This is a genomic window from Sphingomonas sp. HF-S4 (genome assembly GCF_032911445.1).
Lineage (GTDB): Bacteria > Pseudomonadota > Alphaproteobacteria > Sphingomonadales > Sphingomonadaceae > Sphingomonas > Sphingomonas agrestis.
The window spans coordinates 495,856-517,595 of the sequence record NZ_JAWJEJ010000001.1 but is presented as its reverse complement, the minus strand read 5'-3'; the positions used below and the strand labels follow the sequence as shown (position 1 = coordinate 517,595).

Sequence of the window (21,740 nt, the reverse complement as noted above, 5' to 3'; positions counted from 1 at the left end):
CGCTGGTCGCTTCAACCAGCGTCCGGTGCGCACGTCACGGATTTGGCACGGACGCAGGACCACGCTTGGTCGGGCGCGAAACCGTGCACGTCTTCGGGCCGGCCCACCAGAAAGCCTTGCACCTGGTCGCAACCCCATTCCCTGAGCTGCGCGAGCTGAGCATGGTCCTCGACGCCTTCGGCAACGATCGTGAGCCCCAGGCTTTTGCCCAACCCTATCGTGGCCCGCACGATCGAGGCAGAGGGAGCATGATCGCACATCACCCCAACGAAGCTGCGATCGATCTTGAGCTTGTCGAAGGTGAAGTCCTTGAGGTTGCTCAGCGACGAATGACCCGTGCCGAAATCGTCCATCACGATCCGGGCGCCTGCCTGCTGCAGCGATCTCAGCGCAAGCAGCACTTCTTCGCGGTGGAACCCAAGCAGGGTGGCACTCTCGGTCACCTCGAACTCGAGCCGCGCAAAAGCCAAATTGGATTCTTGGGCGATCCGGAGGAGCTGTGCGGCCAAACCGGGTCGACGAAACTGGATCGGAGACAGATTGAGCGAGAGCGCTATGTCCTCGGGCCACAGGGCAGCGGCAGCCATTGCCTGCTCCGCGACCCAGGCGCCGATGCCATCGATCAGGCCGGCGGACTCAGCGATCGGAATGAACCGATCGGGCGGAATTTCCCCGAGCAAAGGGTGTTTCCATCGCAGCAGCGCCTCGAAGCCGCGAATCTCCAGCGACCCTGTGTCGGAGATCGGCTGATAGACGAGATGAAGTTCGTTGGCCGCGAGCGCCTGCTCCAAGTCGCGGGCCAGTTGCACGCGCATGCTCTCCTGTTCCTTGAGGCTTGCATCGAAAAAGCGGACGGTGTTCCGCCCCGCCGACTTCGCCCGGTAGAGGGCCAGGTCCGCCAGATCGTACAGATTCTCACCTTCCCATTCTGAATGCGAGATGGCGATACCGATGCTGGCCCGCAACGCGATTTCCTCGGAGACCGTCGCACGCATGGCCGTGAACAAGCGCGACACCAAAGCTTCCGCAGCCGCCGGTTGCGATGGGGCAACCTGGATGATGGCGAATTCGTCGCCACCAAGACGAGCGACCAGGTCGTCGCTTCGCACCGAACCCGCGAGCAGATCCGCCATGCGACGCAATGCGCGATCGCCACCGGCATGGCCAAGACGATCGTTGATCGCCTTGAAGTTGTCGACGTCGATCGCGAATACCGCGACACGATCCCCCGATCGCCGTGCGCGAACGAGTTCGTGTGCGAGGCGGTCCTCGAAAAGCAGGCGGTTGGCGAGCCCGGTAAGTGTGTCGTGATGCGCGAGGAATGCTGCCCGGCGTTCGGCAGATCGCCGCTCGTCGACCGCAGCGCGATACTCGGCGAGCCCGCGGGCGAGGTCGCCAAGCTCGTCTGCACGCGCCAGACCCGGGATCGCCGCGGGCGCCTTCTCGTTATCGAATTCGCGCAGGCTGGTGGCGATGTTCTCGATCGGTGCAAGCAATTGCGATCTCAACCAGACCGTCATCCAGAAAAAGATCGTGACGATGACGAGCCCGCCTGCCAGCACGCTGTAGATATCGCGATCACTGTCGCGTGCGTTCTGTTTGGCGGTCTCGGCGATTTGTCGAGTGACCGCAGCGCTTGCTTCGAGGTTTGCCTGTTCGGTCGCCTTCAGGGAGGCGAGAAAGGGCGGCATCGCTGATTTGACCGCGGAAGAATTGCTTCGCGCCGTTGCTAGAAGCCGGCGGCAATTGGCTGCGAAGCGTTGCGCGGCGAACCGGGCACGCCCTAGCGCTCCTTCGGACACGACCGATGAGGCCGGACCGCCGGCGGGGGGGAGAATGTACTCCTGCTCGAACGCGTCGATCTTGCGCGACAGCCGCTCCCAGCGCGCTGCCGGGACGGTCTTCCCCGCTTCGGCAGCCCTAGTCAGGTCACCGACCGCGAGCCTCAGGCGCGCCTGGGCGGCGCCGTGATCGCCGATCTGCCCTAGTATGTGGCTCAACGTTTCCACGCGGCCATTCGCATCGCGAATGCCCTTGCCCACGGCGAGCCCCATGGCGAGCAACAAGAGCGACAGAATTAGCACCCCGCTGCAGGCCAGGGACACGCGAGTGGCTATCGAAAGTCGCACGGTCATCTCCACCGAACAGTAGCGAAGCAGCCTTACCGCAATCTTATTCGCGCGATCGTCGGATACGCGCCGCGGGCGCGCTCGAAAGGCGGATCGAGTTGTCGAATTTGCGAAATGCCAAGCCGGCCTCGCGGTGGGACAAGATGGCGCTTCGACCCAACGATCTATGCGGACCGCGAAGGCTCCTACTTGGCCCTGCCCTGGTCACGGGCGGCCTTGCGAAGCGGACTGCGAACGGGCGGCGACACCCAATTCACGATCTTTGCGACACCGCCTGACCGAACACCGCCGGGGTCAACCCTGCTCAAGCGACTCTGTCATCAGGCTCGAGGTCGTCCACATCATCGAGATCGTCTTCGAGGTCGGGATCGGTATCGAGCGCATCCAGGCAGGCGATCAGCGTCTCGATGCGATCTTCGATGGCGACCCTGACGGGCATCGCGTCCTCGTCTTCCGCCTCCACTGCGTCGAACCAGCAGAGCAGATGCTCGACGTCGCGTCGCGGCATCGGGACGATCAGCGCGCCCGTTCTCGCAAGAATTTGGCGCAGTTCGCGTCGCGGACGCTCGAGGCGCCAGAGCAGGCGGTCGCACGCGCGGCGATGCACTGTTCCCCGTGCCTGCTCAGCGACGTCGCGCCTGCGGGTCATCGTCGATACTCGCACGTCGGTCGAGTACGACTCCGATCACCAATGCCATCAGCACCGGCACCGCCCACAATGCCTGCAGCAGGAAGTATACATCCCGCGCGTAGCCCGGCGCCAGGATGCTCCCGAGATGTACGGTCACGCCAACCAGCTGAAGCCCCGCACTCCAGATGGGAAACCACCGGTCTGAGCGCAAAGCGATCGCGATCAAGGCGGTTAGCAACAGCGTGTCGATGGCGAGCACCCATAGGTTGGGAGCGAGCCAGGAATTGCCGTCCGGCACCAGGGTGGTGGTGGCGGTTGCCAGCAGGGCGGCCGCCGCCACGCGCCTCCCACTGCGCCCGCCATAGCAAGCGGCGAAACCGCAGCACAAAAAGGCGAGGAGCCAGAAGAGTAGCGCTACTACCATCGAAGTCCTCGAACATCGCGCTGTCTTTCAGGTCAAATGGCTTGATGGTTCACGCGGTCGGCGGCGCGGAGGCAAGTCCGGCCCCCGTGAAGAAATCAGGCATGACCGGCGCGTTAGACTCCGGCAGGCCCTTGGGACAGCCAAAAGCCAGCTCGCGCTGATCGCTGGCGTGCTTGACCACCGTCATCGCGGCGATCAAGTCGCAGAGACCCTGGCGGCCTTCGAGTAATTTACCCGAATGGGCATGCGCCCGAGTCAACAGCCGCTGGGTAGCGGAAATCGGAAGATTCGTTGCGGCAGCGCCTTCGATCAAAGAGGTGAGAAGCTGGGTGCCGGCGTGGATCGCGCGATCGGTGGCACCGATCGCGGAGCGCGTTTCGGCCGCGAGGGCAAGGACCGTCGATTGGGGAATGCGATACATACAGGTCTCCTTTCGCGAGAAGCGGCTTCTCGCGTCGTTCTGGTTGGGGGCGGTGGAAGTTAGCGGATCAGCCAGAGCAGCACGGCGGCTGTCAGGCTCAAAGCAATGACGCTAGCGATACCGAGCACGGCTACGCGGACGACTGCGTAGATTTTCTGCTCGGCGGCGATTGTGTTGCGGACTCCTCCCAGCGGCGGCACGAAACGACGGAACCGATATGGTACGGCGTCGACCGCGATACGCTCAGATGGCGGGATTTCGGGAGTCTGGGCAAGCGCTGGCGGCTGCTTAGGTAGACTCCGCTCAGCCTCCTGGGCCGCCAGCGCGCGGGCCGCTTCGGCACGGCTGGAGGCACCGATAAGCTCGAGCGCTAGATAAATGTGATTGTCGACGGTGCGGTCACTGATGGTGAGGAACCGGCCGATCTGCTTTGACGTGTAGCCTTGACCGACGAGCCGCAGACACTCCTTCTGCCTATCCGACAACCGCGCATATCCGTCCACGAGCCCCGATCTCCTCCGGTTCGGATGTTGTTGGGATAGGGTGCAGGCGAGATATTGTAAGGTAAAGACAGTCATCTGTACTTTATCTCGTCCATAGCGGATTCACAGCTCTGCTGTACAATATCCGCAATACTCTTCAGGTCGTCTTGCATGGCGCCGACCCGGCCTCATCGCCGACCCCTGACCTGCGTGCAGGATCTGCCAGGTCAGCGCTGGCGAACGGGCCGCCATCCGTGGCGCGCAGCGTCCGCTGCCGAGCAAAACCAACGCTCCCCGTTGCGAACGTCGATCCGGACCTCCGAATACGTCCGTGATCCGGGAAAATTATAGATTCGTTCGCCTTGGGCGGAAACGTTCCCCTTGATGGAGCACCGCCGACCGGGCGGCGCGGGATCCAGGGCACGGCGATTGCGACGATACGCTTCCGGCCGCTCAAATCCCATTTGCCAGATCCCGCGGCGCGCTGCCTTCAGCCCGCACATAGGCAATGGATATCCCCGCCACGCAGTCACCCAGCGGCCATGCAGGCGACGATCGACCGCGGAGAGATCGCGGGCGCCGCCTCAACGCGCCGCCCGGGCTGCCTGGCGTCTCGAAGCCTATCGCGGACCCGGCCCATCGAGAACCGGTTCCCTTATTCGGCGCGGGTCGCTTGCCCCCAAAGCAGCCTACATTCCTCTAGCCAAGCCCCCCTCCTTGGGCGATGATGTTCTTGAACGTTTGCGAAGGGCAAGGCGTTGATCTGCATCGAAAATGGTCTCGATGCACCTGGAGAACCCGTGTCCGCAATCTCGGAAGAAGTGGCAACATCTGCTTTTCTCGTTGGCGGCGGCGAGATGGGCGCACTCATGCGAGAGCATGATTGGTTGGCCTCAACGCTGGGCGAACCTCAAGGCTGGCCCCAGCCATTGAAAACGCTCGTGGCCTTGATGCTCGCTGCCGGACAGCCGATGTTCGTCGCCTGGGGCCCGGATCGCACGCTTCTCTACAACGACGCTTACGCCGTGCTCATGGCCGATCGTCATCCGGCTGGGTTCGCGCGGCCTTTTTTCACAGTTTGGCCCGACATCGAGATGGAGATCGCTCCTCTGTTTGAGCGGGTCTTCAAGGGCGCGCCGGTTCACATGGCGGATATCGAGCTAAGCCCCGAGCGTCCGGGACGACCGCGCGAGGCACACTTCGCGTTTTCCTACACGCCGGTGCGGGACATGACGGATGCCGTGGCCGGACTATTCTGCGTGTGCTCCGAGACTACCGATCAGGTGTTTGCCGAGCGTCGGCTGGCAGAGGACCGAGACCGGCAGCGCAGGCTTTTCGAGCGGGCGCCGGGTTTTATCGCCATTCTAGCTGGTCCCGAGCACCGCTTCGAGTTCGCGAACGAGGCGTTTGATCGACTGTTCGATCGCCGCGATCTTGCCGGCAGGACCGTCGCTGAGGCATTCCCCATCGTCGATGGGCAGCGCTTCTTTGAGCTGCTCGACAGCGTGTATGCGGGGGGCGAGCGCTTCGTTGCGAACGCCATGCCGGTTTGGCTGGCGTCATCACCCGCGAACGATCCTGCCGACCACTTCCTCGACTTCATCTTCGAACCAGTTCGCGACGACGCTGGAACCGTCACTAGCATCTTCATCGAGGGCCAAGACGTCACAGGGAGGGTGCGGGCAGGGATTCGCCGGGAGGCGCTGCTATCGCTGGACGACCGGCTCCGAGACGAACTGGATACCGCCGACCTGTCGTTTGCTGCATCGGAACTGCTAGGTCAGGTACTCGGCGCAACTCGCGTCGGCTACGGCGCTGTGAACACCGAAACGGGCACGATTACGGTCGATCGGACTTGGGGCGAGGCGGGTTTCGACGACCTCGCCGGCGTTCACCGTTTCGCCGACTATGGTGCGTATATCGACGACCTGCGGCGCGGCACGCCTGTGCCCAACGCCGATGTCGAAGGCGACCCGCGCACGGCCAAGAATGGCGACGCTTTCCGCAAGCTCGGTATTCGCGCACACCTCGACGTGCCCGTCGTAGAACACGGACAAATGATCGCGACGATGTTCGTACATTCGGCGATGCCGCGTGACTGGACTGACGAGGAGGTATCGTTCGTTCGTGACTTTGCGGCGCGCACCCGCGCCGCCATCGCACGGCGTGTGGCAGAGCAGGAGCGCGCGGACGCCGAAGCAAGCCTGCGCGAAAGCGAGGCGCGTCAGGCGTTCCTGCTCGAGCTCTCCGATGCCCTCCGGTCACTTTATACGCCCGCAGAGATCGCATCGGCTGCCGCCGAGAAACTCTGCGAGCGGTTCGATCTCAACCGCGTTTTCTACGCGGAGTATTTCGGCAGCGTGATGCGAGTTGAGCGCGACTTCACCAAAGGCGTAGATACCATCGTCGGCGAGCACGATCTGGAGGCATTCGGACCGGAACTGCTGCGTGCTTACCACGAGTGCCCGGTCGTCAAAGTCAATGATGTCGCGACGGATGCACGGTTTAACGACCAGGCGCGATCAGGGCTCCGAGCCAGGCAGGTCGGCGCGTACCTTGACGTCGTGTTGTTCGAGAATGAGAAATGGGTGAGCCTGCTGGCATTCCAGAGCGCCACGCCTCGAAAGTGGACAGCGGCGGAAGAAGATCTGTTCCGAGAAGTTGGCGAGCGAGTCAAAGCCGCGATCGAACGCGCCCGCGTGGACGAGCAGCTTCTCGACTTGAACGAAACGCTGGAGCAGCGGGTCGAGCAACGGACTGCGGAGCGCAACCAGATGTGGACGCTGTCGCGCGACGTCATGCTGCGCTGCGGTTTAGATGGTCGGATCCTGGCCGTGAATCCGGCCTGGACCGAGACACTGGGCTGGCGTGAAGAAGAGCTGGTCGGGCAAATCTTATTCGAATTGATCCATCCAGAGGACCTGCGCCACACGCAGGAGGGTGCGCAGTCTCACGCGGAAGGTCGATCCTTCGAGCGCTTTGAGAACCGCTACCGAACCAAGGGCGGCGACTATCGCTGGATCTCGTGGTCAACGCGGGCCGACGCCAACGTGATCGTGGCGGTCGGGCGCGACATCACCGAAGATAAAGAGCGGGAGAAGGCCCTCCGACAAGCGGAGGAAGCATTGCGCCAGTCCCAGAAAATGGAGGCGATGGGCAGCCTCACCGGTGGAGTAGCGCACGACTTCAACAATCTGCTCACGCCAATCATCGGCTCACTCGATATGCTGGTGCGCAAAGGCATTGGCAACGACCGCGAACGCAGGCTAATCGACGGCGCTCTACAGTCGGCGGAACGGGCAAAAGTCCTTGTCCAGCGACTGCTCGCCTTCGCCCGGCGCCAGCCGCTACAGCCAATTGCAGTAGACGTCGGACGTCTAATCGACGGAATGGCGGGTTTGATCGGCTCCACTCTTGGCCCAACTATTGACGTCCGTGTCGATCTTGCTGTTGATCTGCCGCCGGCGCAGGCCGATCCAAACCAGCTCGAAATGGCACTTCTTAACCTGGCGGTGAACGCTCGCGATGCGATGCCCGAAGGTGGCCAGCTCACGATCGAAGCAAGACGCGAGAGCATTCGTGGCGTACACAACTCCGGCGTGAAGCTCGGACATTACGTCAAGCTACGGGTTGCGGACAGCGGCGTCGGCATGGATGAGGCTACACTCGCACGAGCCGTCGAGCCCTTCTTCTCCACCAAGGGGATTGGAAAGGGCACGGGTCTGGGACTGTCCATGGTTCACGGGCTCGCCGCCCAGCTCGGCGGGGGACTAACTATTGAAAGTCAGCCAGACCGGGGAACGAGCATCGAGCTCTGGCTGCCGATCAGCGGGACGGTCGTCGGCGACGATGACGAGGCCGCTCCCGCGCCGGCGGCAGGCGTAGGCCGCGGCACGGCACTTCTGGTCGACGACGAGGAACTCGTTCGCATGAGCACCGCCGATATGTTGATTGATCTTGGCTTCGAGGTCATTGAAGCGAGTTCTGCTGAGGAAGCGTTACTGATTGTCAGGAGTGGCGCAGATCCTGACATTCTTGTGACTGATCATCTCATGCCAGGAATGAATGGTGCAGACTTGGCGCGCGAGGCCCGTGTGTTGAAGCCCTCCCTGCGGGTGCTGGTGGTATCCGGATACGCGGATATGGAAGGCATTGCGCCGGAGTTGCCGCGATTGACGAAGCCGTTCCGAAGCTCCGAGTTGGCCACAAGCCTTGCGACCATCATCCCTTTGGACGGTGCATAAGACGAGCCGACAGGGGCATCGATCATGGAATCAGTCGATTGAACCGCAACTGCTCAAACAGAGCAAAGAAGGCATCGTCAGTCGGCTGATAGCCCGCGAAGCCAAAGCGGCGGCTCTTGGACATGTCTGTGACCACCTCGATCGGTCGACCGAGGTCAGCATCGGTATGCCAGGCCGAGGCCAGTCGATGTAAGTCGGGCTCGATCAGCCCCTCGCGGTCGGCGATGGCGCGCCACACTCCAGCATCGCCAGCCATTTGCTCCTCCAGCGGGCGAACTGTTCCATCAAATGACGCTGCTCGCAGCCCGAACCATTCGGCAAGACGCGGCCACATCCACTGCCAGCGGAAGATGTCCCCGTTGACGACGTTGAATGCCTCGTCATGCGCCGCCTCTGTCTCGGTCGCCCATAGCAAATGAGAGGCGAGTTGGCCGGCATCGGTCATGTCGGTGAGACCCGTCCACTGCGTCGCGGAGCCCGGGAACGTGAAGGGCCGCTGCGTCTCGCGGCACAGCGTCGCATACACCGCCAGTGTCGTGCCCATGTTCATCGCATTGCCGACCGCCAGGCCGATGACCGTATGAGGGCGATGCACACTCCAGCTGAATCCGTCGCGGGCGGCGGCGGCAAACAGCTCATCCTCTTGCGCGTAGTAGAAGTTCTCGATGTTCAGTCGGCCCTGTTCCTCGCGGAAAGGCGTTTGGGGCAGCCCGCCCTGTCCGTAGGCTTCGAACGGGCCGAGATAATGCTTAAGGCCAGTCACCAGAGCGACGTGGCGCGGCCTGGTTGCCTTGGGCAGCCCATCAAGCAGATTGCGGACCATCGCGGCGTTGACGCGGATGTTCTTCGCTTCGGTATCCTGTCGTAGCCAGGTGGTGATGAAAATGGCATCGGGGTCGATGGCAGCGAGCGCCTTGGCGGTACCCGGGGCGTCCTGAAGGTCGGCTGGCACCGGCTGAACCCCATCTTGCATCGTCGGTCGCCGGGCCAACCCGGCCACGGACCAGCTCCGACTCTTGAGAAGGGCCACGGTTGCGCTGCCGACGATGCCGCTTGCACCCACGACCAAAGCTGTTCTTGTCATCGTGCTATTCCGATCGGTGGTGTTTTCACCGACGGTTCGGCTGCAGTTCCAACGATCGCGGGGGTTATGGTATCCGCGCCAATCATCGACGACTTTCACGATAAGCGGAAGTTTAGGGGAGGTTGGCGCACCTACGCCGGTCGTCCACGGCGCGCCAAGCAATACCGATGCCCGCAGTTCGTTCGAATGCGTCGACAGGCCTTTGAAGGGCCCGGTACGGGTCAGGGCGACGTCCGACCCTTGGTCAGGGTCGGACGCAGAGCAACGGTAATGATTGTGCGGCTCAGCCGTGCGGGCGCATCACCACCTTGATCACGCCATCGTCTTTGTCGCGAAATTTCGCGTACATCTCAGGCGCGTCCTCAAGGCTTGCCGGGTGGGTAATCACGAAGCTGGGATCAATCTCCCCGGCTATAATCTTTTCCAGGAGCGGTGCGGTGTAGCGCTGCACATGAGTCTGCCCGAGCTTGATGGTGAGCCCCTTGTTCATCGCCGCGCCGATAGGCAGCTTATCCCCCATACCGACGTACACGCCGGGAACGGAAACCGTCCCGCCCTTGCGGCAGCTCATGATCGCTTGCCGCAGCACATGGACGCGATCGGTGGCGAGCATCACACTCGCCTTTACCTTGTCGATTACAGCGTCTGCGGCTCCGTGACCGGCGGCCTCGCAGCCGACGGCATCGATGCAACTGTCAGGCCCACGTCCCTTTGTTCGCGCCTGCAGTTCGTCGTAAACTTCGGTCTCGGCGAAATTGATTGTCTCAGCCCCACCGGCCTCGGCCATAGCGAGGCGCTCGGGAATTTCGTCAATTGCAATGACGCGGCCGGCACCCATCATGAGTGCGGAGCGGATAGCGAATTGGCCGACCGGGCCGCAGCCCCAGATGGCGACCGTGTCGCCTGCTTCAATCTGCGCATTCTCGGCTGCCATGTATCCGGTGGGGAAGATGTCGGACAGGAACAGCGCCTGATCGTCGGTGACGCTGTCCGGTATCTTGATCGGCCCGATATCGGCCATCGGGACGCGGAGATACTCTGCCTGACCGCCACAATAACCGCCGAGCATGTGGCTGAAACCCAATAGGCCGGCGGGCGAGTGCCCCATGGCCTTGGCGGCCATTTCGGCATTCGGATTGGTCCGATCACACGCTGCGAACAGGCCCTTCCTGCAGAACCAGCAGTCGCCGCAGCTAATGGTGAACGGTACGACCACGCGGTCGCCGATCCTGAGGTTGGTGACCTCGGAGCCCAGCGCCACGACCTCGCCCATATTCTCGTGACCGAGGATGTCGCCTGCCTCCATGGTAGGCTGAAAACCGTCGAACAGATGGAGGTCAGACCCGCAGATCGCGCAGGCGGTCACCTTGATGATGGCGTCTCGCGGGTGCTTAATCTCGGGATCTGCGACGGTGTCGACGCGAACGTCGCCTTTGCCGTGCCAGCATAGTGCGCGCATTTTTCTTCTCCGTTTGAGCAGGAGCTCCGCCAGGATCGGAAAAGCGACTGAACCACCTCAACGTTTGTGAGAGCGGAATGGGCTCGGCCTTCCACCGCAAGCAACTTCGCGTTACCGGAAGCGGGTCGTCGCATCTTGTCGCATAGCGTCGAGAAGCATCAGAATTAGCGGATCAGATTTCCATGTACCCGACCGAGACGGCTGGCAGTTGGGCAATGTACATTCGCCATGCAGAACGCTTCCTCCTGTTGCGAGGAGAAATGGGCGCCGCGAAAATATCGCGACGCCCTGACTCATTTCGATACCGCCAAAGGATGGACAGAAACTACGGCGCGTCGGCCATCTTTGCTGCGTCCTTGATGTCTTCGGCACCGCCCAGATCCTCGCCCGTAATCGGGCCCGCACCCGGGCCCGCGCCAAGATCGACGCCGGTCTCGGGATCGCTCTCCGGATCCGACGCGGTCCGCGCCGCCAGCTTATCCGCCACTGCGGCATCGTTCTTGGCAAGCGTGACGCTCGCGGTGCCGTCGCCGTCGTCGATCGGCATGGTCTGATCGAGATCGTCGATCCGAACCCATTGATCACCCGTATTCCAGGGGCCGTCCGTGTCACCTTCGCCTTGCGACGTGTTGACGTAGATGTTGGCGAACTTCTCGATCCCTGGCAGCTTGCCCGAGGGGAAATTGTCCTCGATCGCGTAGAGGGCCTTCTCGAAGGACTTCTGGTGCGCGATTTCGCGGGTCATCAGGAACCCGAGTGCGTCCTTGATGCCCGGATCGTCGGTGATGTTGATGAGGCGCTCATAGACGATCTTCGCGCGGCTTTCGGCCGCGATGTTCGAGCGCATGTCGCAGGTCGGATCGCCGCGGCTGTCGATATAGGCAGCGGTCCATGGCACACCGGACGAATTCGTCAGCGAGGGACCGCCGCCGAACAGCAGCGACTGGGTGTGGCTGTTGCCGCCCGCGGTCATCGAGAGATAGAGCTCGGCCTCTTCCATCGCCGCTTCGGCCAGCTGGGCCTTGGCACCCTTGTTCAGCATCGCGACGATCGATCCGATCACCTCGAGATGGCTGAGCTCTTCGGTTGCGATGTCGAGGAGCAGATCCTTGCGGCCCGCGTCCAGTTCGCCCAACCCTTGCGTGAAGTAGCGCATCGCCGCCGCGAGCTCGCCGTCGGCACCGCCGAATTGTTCGAGCATGAGCGAGGCGAGAACCGGGTTCGGCTCCGATACTCGGACGGTATATTGTAGTCGCTTGTTGTGCATGAACATGATGCGCTCCTGTCGTCGTTGAATCGCGTGGAATTGGTTCAGCCGGCGCTGACCTTGCGTGCCGGCTGCTCGACCGCAGTCCGGGCGTCGGGATAGGCAGGTTCGGCCGACGAGGAGGCCATCCGGCGATAGGTGGCGAGCGCCTGGCCGACGACCTGGTCCATATTGTAATAGCGATAGGTCGCGAGCCGGCCGACGAACGTCACGCCGGACAGGCCGAGCGCCAATGCTTCATAGCGCTTGAAAAGCGCCTGATTCTCGGGCCGCGGGATGGGGTAATAGGGATCGCCCGTCGCGCTGGGAATCTCATAGGTCAGACTGGTACGCGGCGCTGTCTGCCCCGTGAGATGCTTGTATTCGGTGATCCGGGTATGCGGCGCCGATTCCGCCGGGAAGTTGACCACCGCCACGTCCTGGAACCACTCGCAATCGTGCGTTTCGTGCCGGAATTCGAGCGAGCGATAGGGAAGCTTGCCGTATCGGTGGCCGAAATACTCGTCGATCGGACCGGTAAAGACCAGATGGTCGTGCGGATAAGCCTCGCGCGCTTCCTCGAAATCGACTCCGAGCAACAGGTCGATATTGGGGTGATCGAGCATGCGCTCGAACATCTTGGTGTAGCCGTCGCGCGGCATCGCCTGGAAGCTGTCGTTGAAATAGCGGTCGTCTGTCGAGGTTCGCGTGGGCACTCTCGCGGTGACTGACTTGTCGAGCTCGGAGGGATCCATGCCCCATTGCTTGCGCGTATAGCCCTGGAAGAAGGTCTCGTAGAGTTCGCGGCCGACCTTCGAGATCACGACATCGGCCGAGGTGACGATCGGCTCGACCGGTTCGGCCTTGCTGGCAAGAAAGGCTTCCGCCTCGGCATCGCTGGCGAGGTCGAGTCCATAGAGCAGATTGAGCGTGGTGCGGTTGATCGGCATTGGCACCCGCAGCCCATCGATATCGGCCAGCACGCGGTGCTCGTACGAGCGCCACTCGGTGAAGCGCGACAGATAGTCGACGATGTCGCTCGAATTGGTGTGGAAGATATGGGGGCCATATTGGTGGATCAGCACCCCCGCATCGTCGAGCCGGTCGAACGCGTTGCCGGCGACATGCGGCCTGCGATCGACCACCAGCACGCGCTTGCCGCCATCGCGGGCAAGACGCTCGGCCATCACCGCGCCGGCAAAGCCAGCGCCCACGACCATCACGTCATAACGCTTCACGCGTTCGGCCGGCCAGCTGGTCGGCGAGACGATCGGGTGGGCCCGATCCGCAGCGCGAATGGCCAGCGCGATCAACTCCGACATGTGCTGGAACGTCCGGTCCCACGACATGCGGGCCAGCAGGACGTCGATTTCTTCGCGCCATGCGCTTGATGCGCTTGGCTCGCGCGACATTGCGAGCGCGGCATCGCAGGCCTCGACAAATACTTGCGGGGTATCGGCAATCCTGACGGCAGCGACCTTGCCGTAATGACGGGTGACGTCCGCGATGGGGGTCGACACCACCGGGCGCCCCGCGGCGAGATATTCCGGCGTCTTGGTCGGGCTGATGAAGCGCGTCGAGTCGTTGATTGCGAACGGCATCAACGCGACATCCCACCCGCCCAGATAGGCAGGCAGCTCGTCATAGGTCTTGCTGCCGAGATACTGGAGATTGGGTCGCTGCGGCAGATCGGCGGGGTCGATCTTGACGACCGGGCCGACGATAATGATCGACCAGTCCGGCCGCGCGTCGGCGAGATACGCCAGCAGACCGAGATCCATGCGCTCGTCGACCACGCCGTAGAAGCCGAAGCGTGGCCGCGGCAGGCCGGCCTGGTCGGCTGGATCTTCGTCGTGCGAACGCGCAGCGGCGAAGTGCGCGACGTCCACGCTCGACGGAAAGGCGTGGACGTTCGCGTGCCGGCCGCGCTTCGCCTCGTAGAGGCTGTAGCCGCCGGTGAAGACGATATCCGCCTGCTCGAACAGGCGCAGCTCGAGCTGCATCAGCTCGGCGGGCGCGTTCTTGAAATTGGCCAGCTCGTCCATGCAGTCATAGACGACGCACTGCGCTTCGACATGCTCGGAGAAGGGGAGCATCATCGGCGTGTAATACCAGCGCATCACCGGCTGCCCGAGGTCGCCGAGGCAGGTGTCGAGCAGGCGCTTGAGCATCGCGGTTTGGTTCGCCGGCGACTGGCCGCGCGGCAGCTGCGGCGTCGCAACGGTGACTCCGGTGACGGCGCAACGCGCGGTCTCGAGCCACGGCGTCTCGTGTTCGTCCAGATAGTGCGGCTCTTCCCAGTACAGCACGTCACGTTCGCGGGCGAAGCGGCTCATCAGGTGCTGCGGACGCTGGAAGACGAATGCCCAGCGCAGATGGCTGAAGCAAAGCACGGGGCTGGCGCGCGTGGTCCCGCCGCGCGTATCGTCGTTCCCCGGTACGTGACCGAAGGCGCTCAACCGGACCATGCATTTTCCCTAAATTGGAGGCGAGATCAAAAAAGAAATCTCGTGAGGTTTGAACAATGGAGCAAAGTGTTCGTTCCCGAAGAATTCCGAATGATATTGATTTACAAAATTGATCTGTATCATCAATTGATCCAGATTAACTTGCGCGCGATAATAAATAATATCACTGATATAATTTTCGGAAATACAAATATAATAAGGCTATTATTTACGGATATGCTGGTGGAAAAGCTGATGGCTGCGGCGATCGAGCTGTGGGGTGGGCATGAATGCACGGTCAATCGGGTCGGCGAATGCTTCAGCGACCAGTCGCTGATCAGCGGTCACGATACGCGGAATGACGATTTAGACCGCTTCGCAGCGCTGGGCGTCACAGCGTTGCGCTACCCCGTCTTGTGGGAACGTATTGCGCCCGCCGATCCGTTTGCCCGCGACTGGAGATGGACCGATGCCAGGCTCCAGCGGCTGCGATCACTGCAGATCCGGCCGGTCGCCGGGCTCGTCCATCATGGCAGCGGGCCACGGTACACCAATCTGCTCGACGAAGACTTCGCACAGGGGCTGTCGGCCTTCGCCGGTGCCGCCGCGGCGCGGTACGAATGGATCGAGGACTGGACGCCGATCAACGAGCCGCTCACCACGGCGCGCTTCTCCGCACTCTATGGCTATTGGTATCCGCATGCCCGCGACGAGCGCAGCTTCTGGCTTGCCTTGCTCAACCAGATCGACGGGATCCGCCTTTCGATGCGCGAGATCCGCATCGTCAATTCCTCCGCGCGGCTGATCCAGACCGAAGACCTCGGCCGCAGCTGGTCGACTGCGCCGCTTCGCCACCAGGCGGGGTTCGACAATGTGCGACGCTGGATGACGTGGGACCTGCTGTGCGGACGCGTCGTTCCCGAACACGACATGTGGAACCGTCTCGCGAACCTAGGTCTCGCACGCCGCTTGGCAGCGATTGCCGACGATCCGTGTGTCCCCGACATCATCGGCGTGAACCACTACCTCACGAGCGATCGCTTTCTCGACCACCGCTTGCGGCGCTATCCTGCACAGGTGATCGGCGGCAACGACGAGCAGCGCTATGCCGATGTCGAGGCGATCCGGGTGCTGAGCCCGGCACCCGCGGGGTTGCGCGGGGCGCTGCGCGAAGCATGGCTGCGCTATCGGATTCCGCTCGCAGTCACCGAGGTGCACAATGGCAGCACGCGCGACGAGCAAATGCGCTGGATGGGCGAGGCATGGCAAATCGCCGGAGAGCTGCGCCAAACCGGTGTTAATATCCGTGCCGTGACGAACTGGGCTTTGCTGGGAAGTCAGGGCTGGAACACGCTGCTGACCGGTACAGGGCGGTACGAAGCAGGGGCATTCGATACCAGAAGCGGCGCGCCGAGACCGACCGCCGTCGCGGACCTGCTGGGCGCGCTCGACCATCCGGAGGTCCAGCATCCGGTGATGCGCGGAGCAGGCTGGTGGCGGCGACCGATCCGATTGCTGTACCCTCCCGTGCCGCGGGCGGCACCGATGACCGAGACTGGCGCGGTCAAGTGTCCGCAGGCAACGGTGCCGCCGCTGCTTATCTGCGGTGCGTCGGGCACGCTCGGCCGTGCGCTCGCCAAAGCCTGCGTCCATCGCGACATCGGCCATGTGCTGCTCGATCGCCACGCGCTCGATGTGACCGACTTGGCGAGCATTTCAGCCGCGCTCGATGCCCATCGACCATGGGCGGTGATCAACGCCGCGGGCTGGGTACGGGTGGATGAAGCAGAGGAGGCCTCCGACGCATGCGTCGGGGTCAATACCGACGGTGCGGTTGCGCTGGTACGGCAATGCGCGGAACGCGGCATCCCGACCTTGAGTTTCTCGAGCGACCTCGTCTTCGACGGCGCGAAGCGATCGCCCTATCTCGAGGCCGACCCGGCCGCGCCGCTTTCGGTCTACGGAGCGAGCAAGGCGCGCGCCGACGCGGCGATCGCGGCGCTTGAGGGCGTGCATCTCGTCATCCGCACCGCAGCATTCTTCTCACCTGACGACCCGCACAATTTCGCGATGCAACTTGTCGCGCGCTTGCTTTCGGGACAACGCTTCGCTGCATCCGCAACGCATATCGTTTCGCCGACCTATGTCCCGCATCTCTGCGATACCGCGCTCGATCTGCTGATCGATGGCGCGTCCGGCCTCTGGCACGTCGCCGGCGACACCGCATTGTCCTGGCATGATTTCGCCCGGCGGATCGCCAATGGTTGTGGCTTGCAGCAGGCACTCATCGACCAGTCCTCTCCGCACGAACTGGGTTGGAGAGCCGAGCGGCCGGCCTATACTGCGTTGGCAACCAGCCGCGGGCTGGCGATGCCGAGCCTCGATGCCGCGATCGGTCAGTTTTGCGATTCGCTGCCGGTTCTCTCGCGTCCTCCGCTGCTCGCCGTGTCCGAGGTCTGAGAAGGTAGCGCGCAATCTTCGCCCTAGCACGCGCCTACCAAGGAAGCCGAAAGGTCGGTCGGCCTAAAGCGGCGAACCCGAATGGACTATGTTTGCGTCGCCATCGGCAAAACCGCAGCGATGGCGTGCTGGTCCGGTCTACCGTCAATCTGGCGCACGAAGTCGGCCTGAAAGTGGTGGCAGAAGGCGTCGAGGATGCTGCGTGCTTGGAGTTCCCCTAGTCGATCGACTGCGACATCGCGCAGGGCTATTTCGTGAGCCGACCTGTCTCTGCCGATGCACTCGAAGGCCAGCTTTCCGAGTACTCACTTGCTGTGTAGCCGGCATATCGGCTCAGCGGGCGGCGGCCGCACTGTGAATGAACCTTGCTTCCATCCATATCTTAGTCGTTTGCATGGTACCGCGCGACAATATGCTGCGCTCGATCCGACGGACAAATCTTCCGTTGGAGTTCGGAAGCGTGACGAAGCGCCCACGCCGGTACTCCGGATTGCGCCGAGGCGGGATGGCGGCCTAGCCTGCGCAACCTATATTCCCCGCCCTTCCCCACCGGCGCCGATCCTGAGGGTCTGAACAAGGGTGCCGGGGACCTGAGGCTGTTCCGAGCACGATAGCAAGTCGGAAGTCGCACTGGAACGTTGCCAGAGGCCACCGGTTATCGCTGCTCAAAGCGCCGGTCGCGGTGTGCAACCTACAGGGAGGTTCTTATGGGTATCATCATGTGGCTCATTGTGGGCGGCGTCATCGGCTGGCTCGCGAGCATCATCATGCGCACCGACGGCCAGCAGGGCATCTTTCTCAATATCGTGGTTGGCATTGTCGGGTCCTTCCTAGGTGGGCTGCTTCTCGCGCGCGGCGACATCAATGACGCGCCGCTAACGGTGACGACCTTCCTCGTCTCGCTCATCGGCGCTGTCGTCCTGCTAGCGATCGTCAACCTCGTCCGGCGCGGCCGCGTGCGCTAAAGCACCCGCACCTCCCGACGGCCAATCCTTTGCGGACTCCATCTTTAACGAGGGAGCGGCGTCTGGTCCCTCTCTTCCGGAACTCCGATGAAGATCAGCATCGAGGCCATGCTCGACTATCAGCTTGAGCGACCAACCGACATCCTGCTCCAGATCGAGGCTGCTGCGATTCCTGAGCAGGTGATTGAAAGCGCCAACCTGACCCTTTGCGACAATGCGCATTTCGCTCGCGTCTGTGCGCAGGACAGCGTGGGCGAGCGCATCTGGGTGCGTGCCGAGGGCCGCTTCACCGCGGCCTATAAGGCGACCGTCTCAATTCAGCGGATTCTCGCCGACTGCCTCGACCTGCCGATCCTCCCACCGCACCAGCTTCCCGGCGAAACCGTCCAATATTTGATGGGCTCACGCTATTGCCCCTCGGACCAGTTCCAGAGCTTCGTGGACGGGGAGTTCGGCAGCATCGAGGGCGGCGCCAGGATCATCGCGATCCGCGACTGGGTGCACAACCATTTGCGCTATGTACCCGGCGTCAGCACCTCGGACACGACTGCAGCCGACACTTTATCCGGCGCGAGGGCGTATGCCGAGACTATGCCCATGTGATGATTACCCTGGCGCGAGCGGCGGGCGTGCCCGCGCGTATCGCCAGCGTCTATGCGCTAGGAGTCGAGCCGCAGGACTTCCACGCCGTCGCCGAGATATTCCTGGGAGGCGAATGGCATCTGGTCGATGCCACTGGCATGGCTGAGGAAGGCGCGATGGCTAAGATTGGCGTCGGTCGTGACGCCGCCGATGTCTCGTTTCTGACAGTGTTCGGCACCGCGGTGATGAACGGGCAGAGCGTCAAGGTCGCCGCCGCCTGACAGCTTGCGACTTGCGCGATCTGGTCTCCAAAATTCCCTATCGTGAAAAGCCTGATTGCTGCACTTCTGGCAAATCACGGAACACAAAAGCAGATGCCGGGAATTTACGCGACAATGCCTCTGTCTATCGCCTTTGTCGGAGCCGGCCCGACCACCATCTACACCTTCTGTGCCTTTCTCCGGGAAGTCAGCGGCGCTGCGTCGGTGACGATTTATGAGGAGCAGGCGCGCGCAGGCCTTGGCACGCCCTACCGACCGGGCTGGAACGATCCGGCGATGCTGTCCAATATCGCCAGCATCGAGATCCCGCCCATCTGCGAGACGCTTATAGCATGGCTGGAGCGCCAGCCGCGCGCGCGTCTGGTGCGACTCGGTATCGATCCCGACCTGATCGATGAGCACGCCTTCTACCCGCGGCTGGCCCTAGGCGAATATTTCCTCGACCAGTTCAACGGGCTGATCGACCAGGCGCGCGCGCGCGGTATCACCGTCGAGGTCGCGACCAGCTGCCGGGTGACCGACATTCGCGCCGAGGAGGCCGGCCTGCGTCTGGCGGTTGAGCCGCGTGATAGCAAGGCGTGCAAACGGGTCTACGACCGCGTCGTGCTCGCGACCGGCCATCAATGGCCCGAAGAGCCCGAGGTCCGGCCCGGCTATTTCTTGAGCCCTTGGCCGGCGACCGCGCTCCAGCGCATCCCGCCGATCGAGATCGGCATTCGCGGCAGCTCGCTAACCGCGATCGACGCCGCGGTGGCGCTTGCGGTCGCGCATGGCACGATGATCGAAACCGAAGGCGAGGCGATTCACTATCGCATCCATCCCGGCGCCGAGGCGCTGGGTATCACCATGATGTCGCGGAAGGGCCTGCTGCCAGAAGCCGATTTCTATTATCCGATTCCGTTCGAGCCGTTGTCGATCTGTACGCCGGAGGCGGTTGAGCGGCTGATCGCCAAGGACTGCGCGCATCTGCTTGACCAGTGCTACGACCTGTTTCGCGCCGAACTCACTGCAGCCGACCCGGGCTATGCCGCGCATGTCGGCCTCGCCGAGTTGTCGGTCGAGGACATTGCCGAGCGCTATTTCGCCGACCGCGTCGCCGCCGATCCCTTCCAATGGACCGAGACGAACCTCGCCGAAGCCCGCGCCAATTTCGAACGGGAGTATACCGTGCCGTGGCGCTACGCGATCCTGCGCATGCACGAGGTGGTCGGTCTGATCGTGCCGCATCTGGAGGAAGAAGCGCTTCATCGCTTCAACCGCTATCTCAAACCCGTCTTCGTCGACGAGTATGCGACAGTCCCTCATCTCTCGATCGAGCGTCTGCTGGCGCTGCACCGGGCAGGACATCTCAAGGTGCTAGCGCTCGGCGACGATCCCCGCATCGACACCCACGGCAGGGAGCCAGGCGCGGTCGTCACGATCCAGGGCGAACGCCGCCACTTCCCGGCCTTCATCGATGCCACCGGCCAGCGCCCGCTCGCCGCCGACGCATTTCCTTTTCCGAGCCTGCTGGAGCAGGACGTGGTTCGCGATGCCGCCGAGGACGATGCCGCTAGCATCAAGGGGATCGTGGTCGACGACCAGTTCCATCCGGTAAGCGATCACCCGGCGCGGGATCGCCTGTTCTGCCTCAGCATCCCCTTTATTCTCGAACGTCATCCTTTCATCCAGGGCATCACCAGCTCACATGAAATGGGCTGCATCGTCGGTGGCGAGTTAGCACGCGCTGTTCGCCAGACGGGGGCAGGCCAATACGCGACCGATAGGTATCGGGAGTCGGCGGCATGAAGCTCTTTGCGATCTATATCGGCGGCGAGCACCCCGCCGCACACATCGAAGTTCACGATGTCCGCTTCTTGGTCGCCGAAACGATCAAGGACACCTACGACCGGCTGCGTGCGGAATGGTGGGGAACGCCGGGCACGCTGCATATCGACTGCTGGGCGGAGATCTCGCATGCCGACGGCTATGATGTTGCCCTGCGGCGTGAGCCCTCGAACGGTGCCGAGAAGCTGTGGTTCGTCAATCTTGGCGGCTATGACGGCAGAGATTTTGCCGAGCAGCACAAGAACATGTTCGTGGTGGCGTTGTCGGCGAAGGACGCTAAGACACGCGCGCTCGCGACGATCGTCGACTGGAAGGACGCGCACCGCGACGATATCTATGAGGCCGAACTGGCCTTTGCGCTCGACAGTAAGGTCGGCGATGGACTGCATATCCATCTGTCCCCCGCGGAACGGACCGCATCGCCTCGCTTCACGTGCCGCTACGTCCCGCTCAAATGATGTCGCGCGCGCAAACGAAAAGCGCCACCCGATCGGGTGGCGCTTCCTACCGTTAAGGCGGAACTTACTTCGCGCCGCTGCCAACCGGGGTGGTGTTGGGCGCTTCGCCGTCCTCGAACTCGCCCTCACTGCGCGGATCGGTCTGCCAACGGCAAGCTCTGCTCTGGCCGACGCGCCCGGCTTTCTAGCCATGTAATGTGTGAACGAAAAGACGGCGCTGCCTACACTATGCGTCACCATTCCGGACGAGAGATATGCCGATGGACTGGAGATTATGATGCTATTAGCCTTCGCGTTCTCGATTGCTCTCACACCTACCCAGGCCACATGCACCGCGTCGACTAGCAGCCGCTGGCTAACGCCTACTGGGTACCAAGAGAGAATTCGAGAAACGGTGCCGCTCTGGATCGTGTATGCGGTGAATAAGAAAGAGCGCAATGAGGCAATCGCGAGATTGGAGGCTCGCCCTGCTGTGCCGCTTGGCCGTCGCGAAGCGAAACAAATTGCCGGGGCACCACTCCTTCTATATCCCCATCCAACGCTGCCAAGATACTCGCCAGCCAGTTTGAAAAAGCGGCTTCGCCCTTATCTTGTACGCGC

Annotated in this window: 17 protein-coding genes; 7 read left to right on the top strand and 10 right to left on the bottom strand. The window is 62.6% G+C overall.

The window, feature by feature from the left end:
- Positions 1-11: 11 nt before the first annotated feature.
- The 6 genes from RZN05_RS02300 to RZN05_RS20705 form a co-directional block, all read right to left on the bottom strand.
- Entirely contained in the window at positions 12-2,135 is a 2,124-nt protein-coding gene (locus tag RZN05_RS02300; protein WP_317225006.1) for a putative bifunctional diguanylate cyclase/phosphodiesterase, read from the bottom strand.
- A 298-nt stretch (positions 2,136-2,433) separates the two neighbouring features.
- The gene (locus RZN05_RS02295; RefSeq protein WP_317225005.1) at positions 2,434-2,778 is read right to left on the bottom strand and encodes a hypothetical protein; all 345 of its coding nucleotides are present in this window, start codon (positions 2,776-2,778) and stop codon (positions 2,434-2,436) included.
- Complete coding sequence (locus RZN05_RS02290; protein WP_317225004.1) at positions 2,753-3,100, bottom strand: hypothetical protein; 348 nt, start codon at positions 3,098-3,100, stop codon at positions 2,753-2,755. Before RZN05_RS02290 ends, RZN05_RS02295 begins: the two co-directional genes overlap by 26 nt.
- A gap of 133 nt (positions 3,101-3,233) precedes the next feature.
- On the bottom strand, positions 3,234-3,605 hold the full coding sequence (locus tag RZN05_RS02285; RefSeq protein WP_317225003.1) for a hypothetical protein: 372 nt from the start codon (positions 3,603-3,605) through the stop codon (positions 3,234-3,236).
- 59 nt (positions 3,606-3,664) lie between these two features.
- The gene (locus RZN05_RS02280; protein ID WP_317225002.1) at positions 3,665-4,183 is read right to left on the bottom strand and encodes a helix-turn-helix transcriptional regulator; all 519 of its coding nucleotides are present in this window, start codon (positions 4,181-4,183) and stop codon (positions 3,665-3,667) included.
- Positions 4,184-4,314: 131 nt separating this feature from the next.
- A complete protein-coding gene (locus RZN05_RS20705; RefSeq protein WP_449618998.1) occupies positions 4,315-4,551 on the bottom strand; it encodes a sunset domain-containing protein in 237 nt (78 codons plus the stop codon).
- A 294-nt stretch (positions 4,552-4,845) separates the two neighbouring features.
- On the opposite strand from RZN05_RS20705, the gene RZN05_RS02275 reads away from it, so the two are divergent.
- Entirely contained in the window at positions 4,846-8,331 is a 3,486-nt protein-coding gene (locus tag RZN05_RS02275; protein WP_317225001.1) for a PAS domain-containing protein, read from the top strand.
- Positions 8,332-8,353: 22 nt separating this feature from the next.
- On the opposite strand, the gene RZN05_RS02270 is transcribed toward RZN05_RS02275, so the two are convergent.
- From RZN05_RS02270 to glf, 4 genes are all read right to left on the bottom strand, one after another.
- Positions 8,354-9,415: an SDR family oxidoreductase gene (locus tag RZN05_RS02270; RefSeq protein WP_317227546.1), complete on the bottom strand. Its 1,062-nt coding sequence runs from the start codon at positions 9,413-9,415 to the stop codon at positions 8,354-8,356.
- Between the two features lie 283 nt (positions 9,416-9,698).
- A complete protein-coding gene (locus RZN05_RS02265) occupies positions 9,699-10,874 on the bottom strand; it encodes a zinc-dependent alcohol dehydrogenase (RefSeq protein WP_317225000.1) in 1,176 nt (391 codons plus the stop codon).
- A gap of 325 nt (positions 10,875-11,199) precedes the next feature.
- Positions 11,200-12,147: a manganese catalase family protein gene (locus tag RZN05_RS02260; RefSeq protein ID WP_317224999.1), complete on the bottom strand. Its 948-nt coding sequence runs from the start codon at positions 12,145-12,147 to the stop codon at positions 11,200-11,202.
- 38 nt (positions 12,148-12,185) lie between these two features.
- Positions 12,186-14,588: a UDP-galactopyranose mutase gene (gene glf / locus RZN05_RS02255; RefSeq protein ID WP_317224998.1), complete on the bottom strand. Its 2,403-nt coding sequence runs from the start codon at positions 14,586-14,588 to the stop codon at positions 12,186-12,188.
- Positions 14,589-14,654: 66 nt separating this feature from the next.
- Between glf and RZN05_RS02250 the strand changes: the two genes are divergently transcribed.
- From RZN05_RS02250 to RZN05_RS02225, 6 genes are all read left to right on the top strand, one after another.
- Complete coding sequence (locus RZN05_RS02250) at positions 14,655-17,027, top strand: sugar nucleotide-binding protein (RefSeq protein WP_317224997.1); 2,373 nt, start codon at positions 14,655-14,657, stop codon at positions 17,025-17,027.
- Positions 17,028-17,734: 707 nt separating this feature from the next.
- Positions 17,735-17,992: a GlsB/YeaQ/YmgE family stress response membrane protein gene (locus RZN05_RS02245; RefSeq protein ID WP_317224996.1), complete on the top strand. Its 258-nt coding sequence runs from the start codon at positions 17,735-17,737 to the stop codon at positions 17,990-17,992.
- 87 nt (positions 17,993-18,079) lie between these two features.
- Positions 18,080-18,595: a hypothetical protein gene (locus tag RZN05_RS02240; RefSeq protein WP_317227644.1), complete on the top strand. Its 516-nt coding sequence runs from the start codon at positions 18,080-18,082 to the stop codon at positions 18,593-18,595.
- Positions 18,592-18,855, top strand: coding sequence for a transglutaminase-like domain-containing protein (locus RZN05_RS02235; RefSeq protein WP_449618997.1), 264 nt, complete (start codon positions 18,592-18,594; stop codon positions 18,853-18,855). Before RZN05_RS02240 ends, RZN05_RS02235 begins: the two co-directional genes overlap by 4 nt.
- Before the next feature lie 42 nt (positions 18,856-18,897).
- A complete protein-coding gene (locus RZN05_RS02230) occupies positions 18,898-20,643 on the top strand; it encodes an FAD/NAD(P)-binding protein (protein ID WP_317224995.1) in 1,746 nt (581 codons plus the stop codon).
- Positions 20,640-21,140, top strand: coding sequence for a DUF1543 domain-containing protein (locus RZN05_RS02225; protein ID WP_317224994.1), 501 nt, complete (start codon positions 20,640-20,642; stop codon positions 21,138-21,140). Before RZN05_RS02230 ends, RZN05_RS02225 begins: the two co-directional genes overlap by 4 nt.
- Positions 21,141-21,740 lie beyond the last annotated feature (600 nt).

What these genes read in the sequence shown, in the direction of transcription:
- RZN05_RS02285 (WP_317225003.1), bottom strand. Translation starts at nt 3,605, where the DNA reads ATGTATCGCATTCCCCAATCGACGGTCCTTGCCCTCGCGGCCGAAACG.
- RZN05_RS02270 (WP_317227546.1), bottom strand. Translation starts at nt 9,415, where the DNA reads ATGACAAGAACAGCTTTGGTCGTGGGTGCAAGCGGCATCGTCGGCAGC.
- RZN05_RS02260 (WP_317224999.1), bottom strand. Translation starts at nt 12,147, where the DNA reads ATGTTCATGCACAACAAGCGACTACAATATACCGTCCGAGTATCGGAG.
- RZN05_RS02280 (WP_317225002.1), bottom strand. Translation starts at nt 4,183, where the DNA reads ATGACTGTCTTTACCTTACAATATCTCGCCTGCACCCTATCCCAACAA.
- RZN05_RS02240 (WP_317227644.1), top strand. Translation starts at nt 18,080, where the DNA reads ATGAAGATCAGCATCGAGGCCATGCTCGACTATCAGCTTGAGCGACCA.
- RZN05_RS20705 (WP_449618998.1), bottom strand. Translation starts at nt 4,551, where the DNA reads ATGGGATTTGAGCGGCCGGAAGCGTATCGTCGCAATCGCCGTGCCCTG.
- RZN05_RS02225 (WP_317224994.1), top strand. Translation starts at nt 20,640, where the DNA reads ATGAAGCTCTTTGCGATCTATATCGGCGGCGAGCACCCCGCCGCACAC.
- glf (WP_317224998.1), bottom strand. Translation starts at nt 14,588, where the DNA reads ATGGTCCGGTTGAGCGCCTTCGGTCACGTACCGGGGAACGACGATACG.
- RZN05_RS02265 (WP_317225000.1), bottom strand. Translation starts at nt 10,874, where the DNA reads ATGCGCGCACTATGCTGGCACGGCAAAGGCGACGTTCGCGTCGACACC.
- RZN05_RS02295 (WP_317225005.1), bottom strand. Translation starts at nt 2,778, where the DNA reads ATGACCCGCAGGCGCGACGTCGCTGAGCAGGCACGGGGAACAGTGCAT.
- RZN05_RS02245 (WP_317224996.1), top strand. Translation starts at nt 17,735, where the DNA reads ATGGGTATCATCATGTGGCTCATTGTGGGCGGCGTCATCGGCTGGCTC.
- RZN05_RS02300 (WP_317225006.1), bottom strand. Translation starts at nt 2,135, where the DNA reads ATGACCGTGCGACTTTCGATAGCCACTCGCGTGTCCCTGGCCTGCAGC.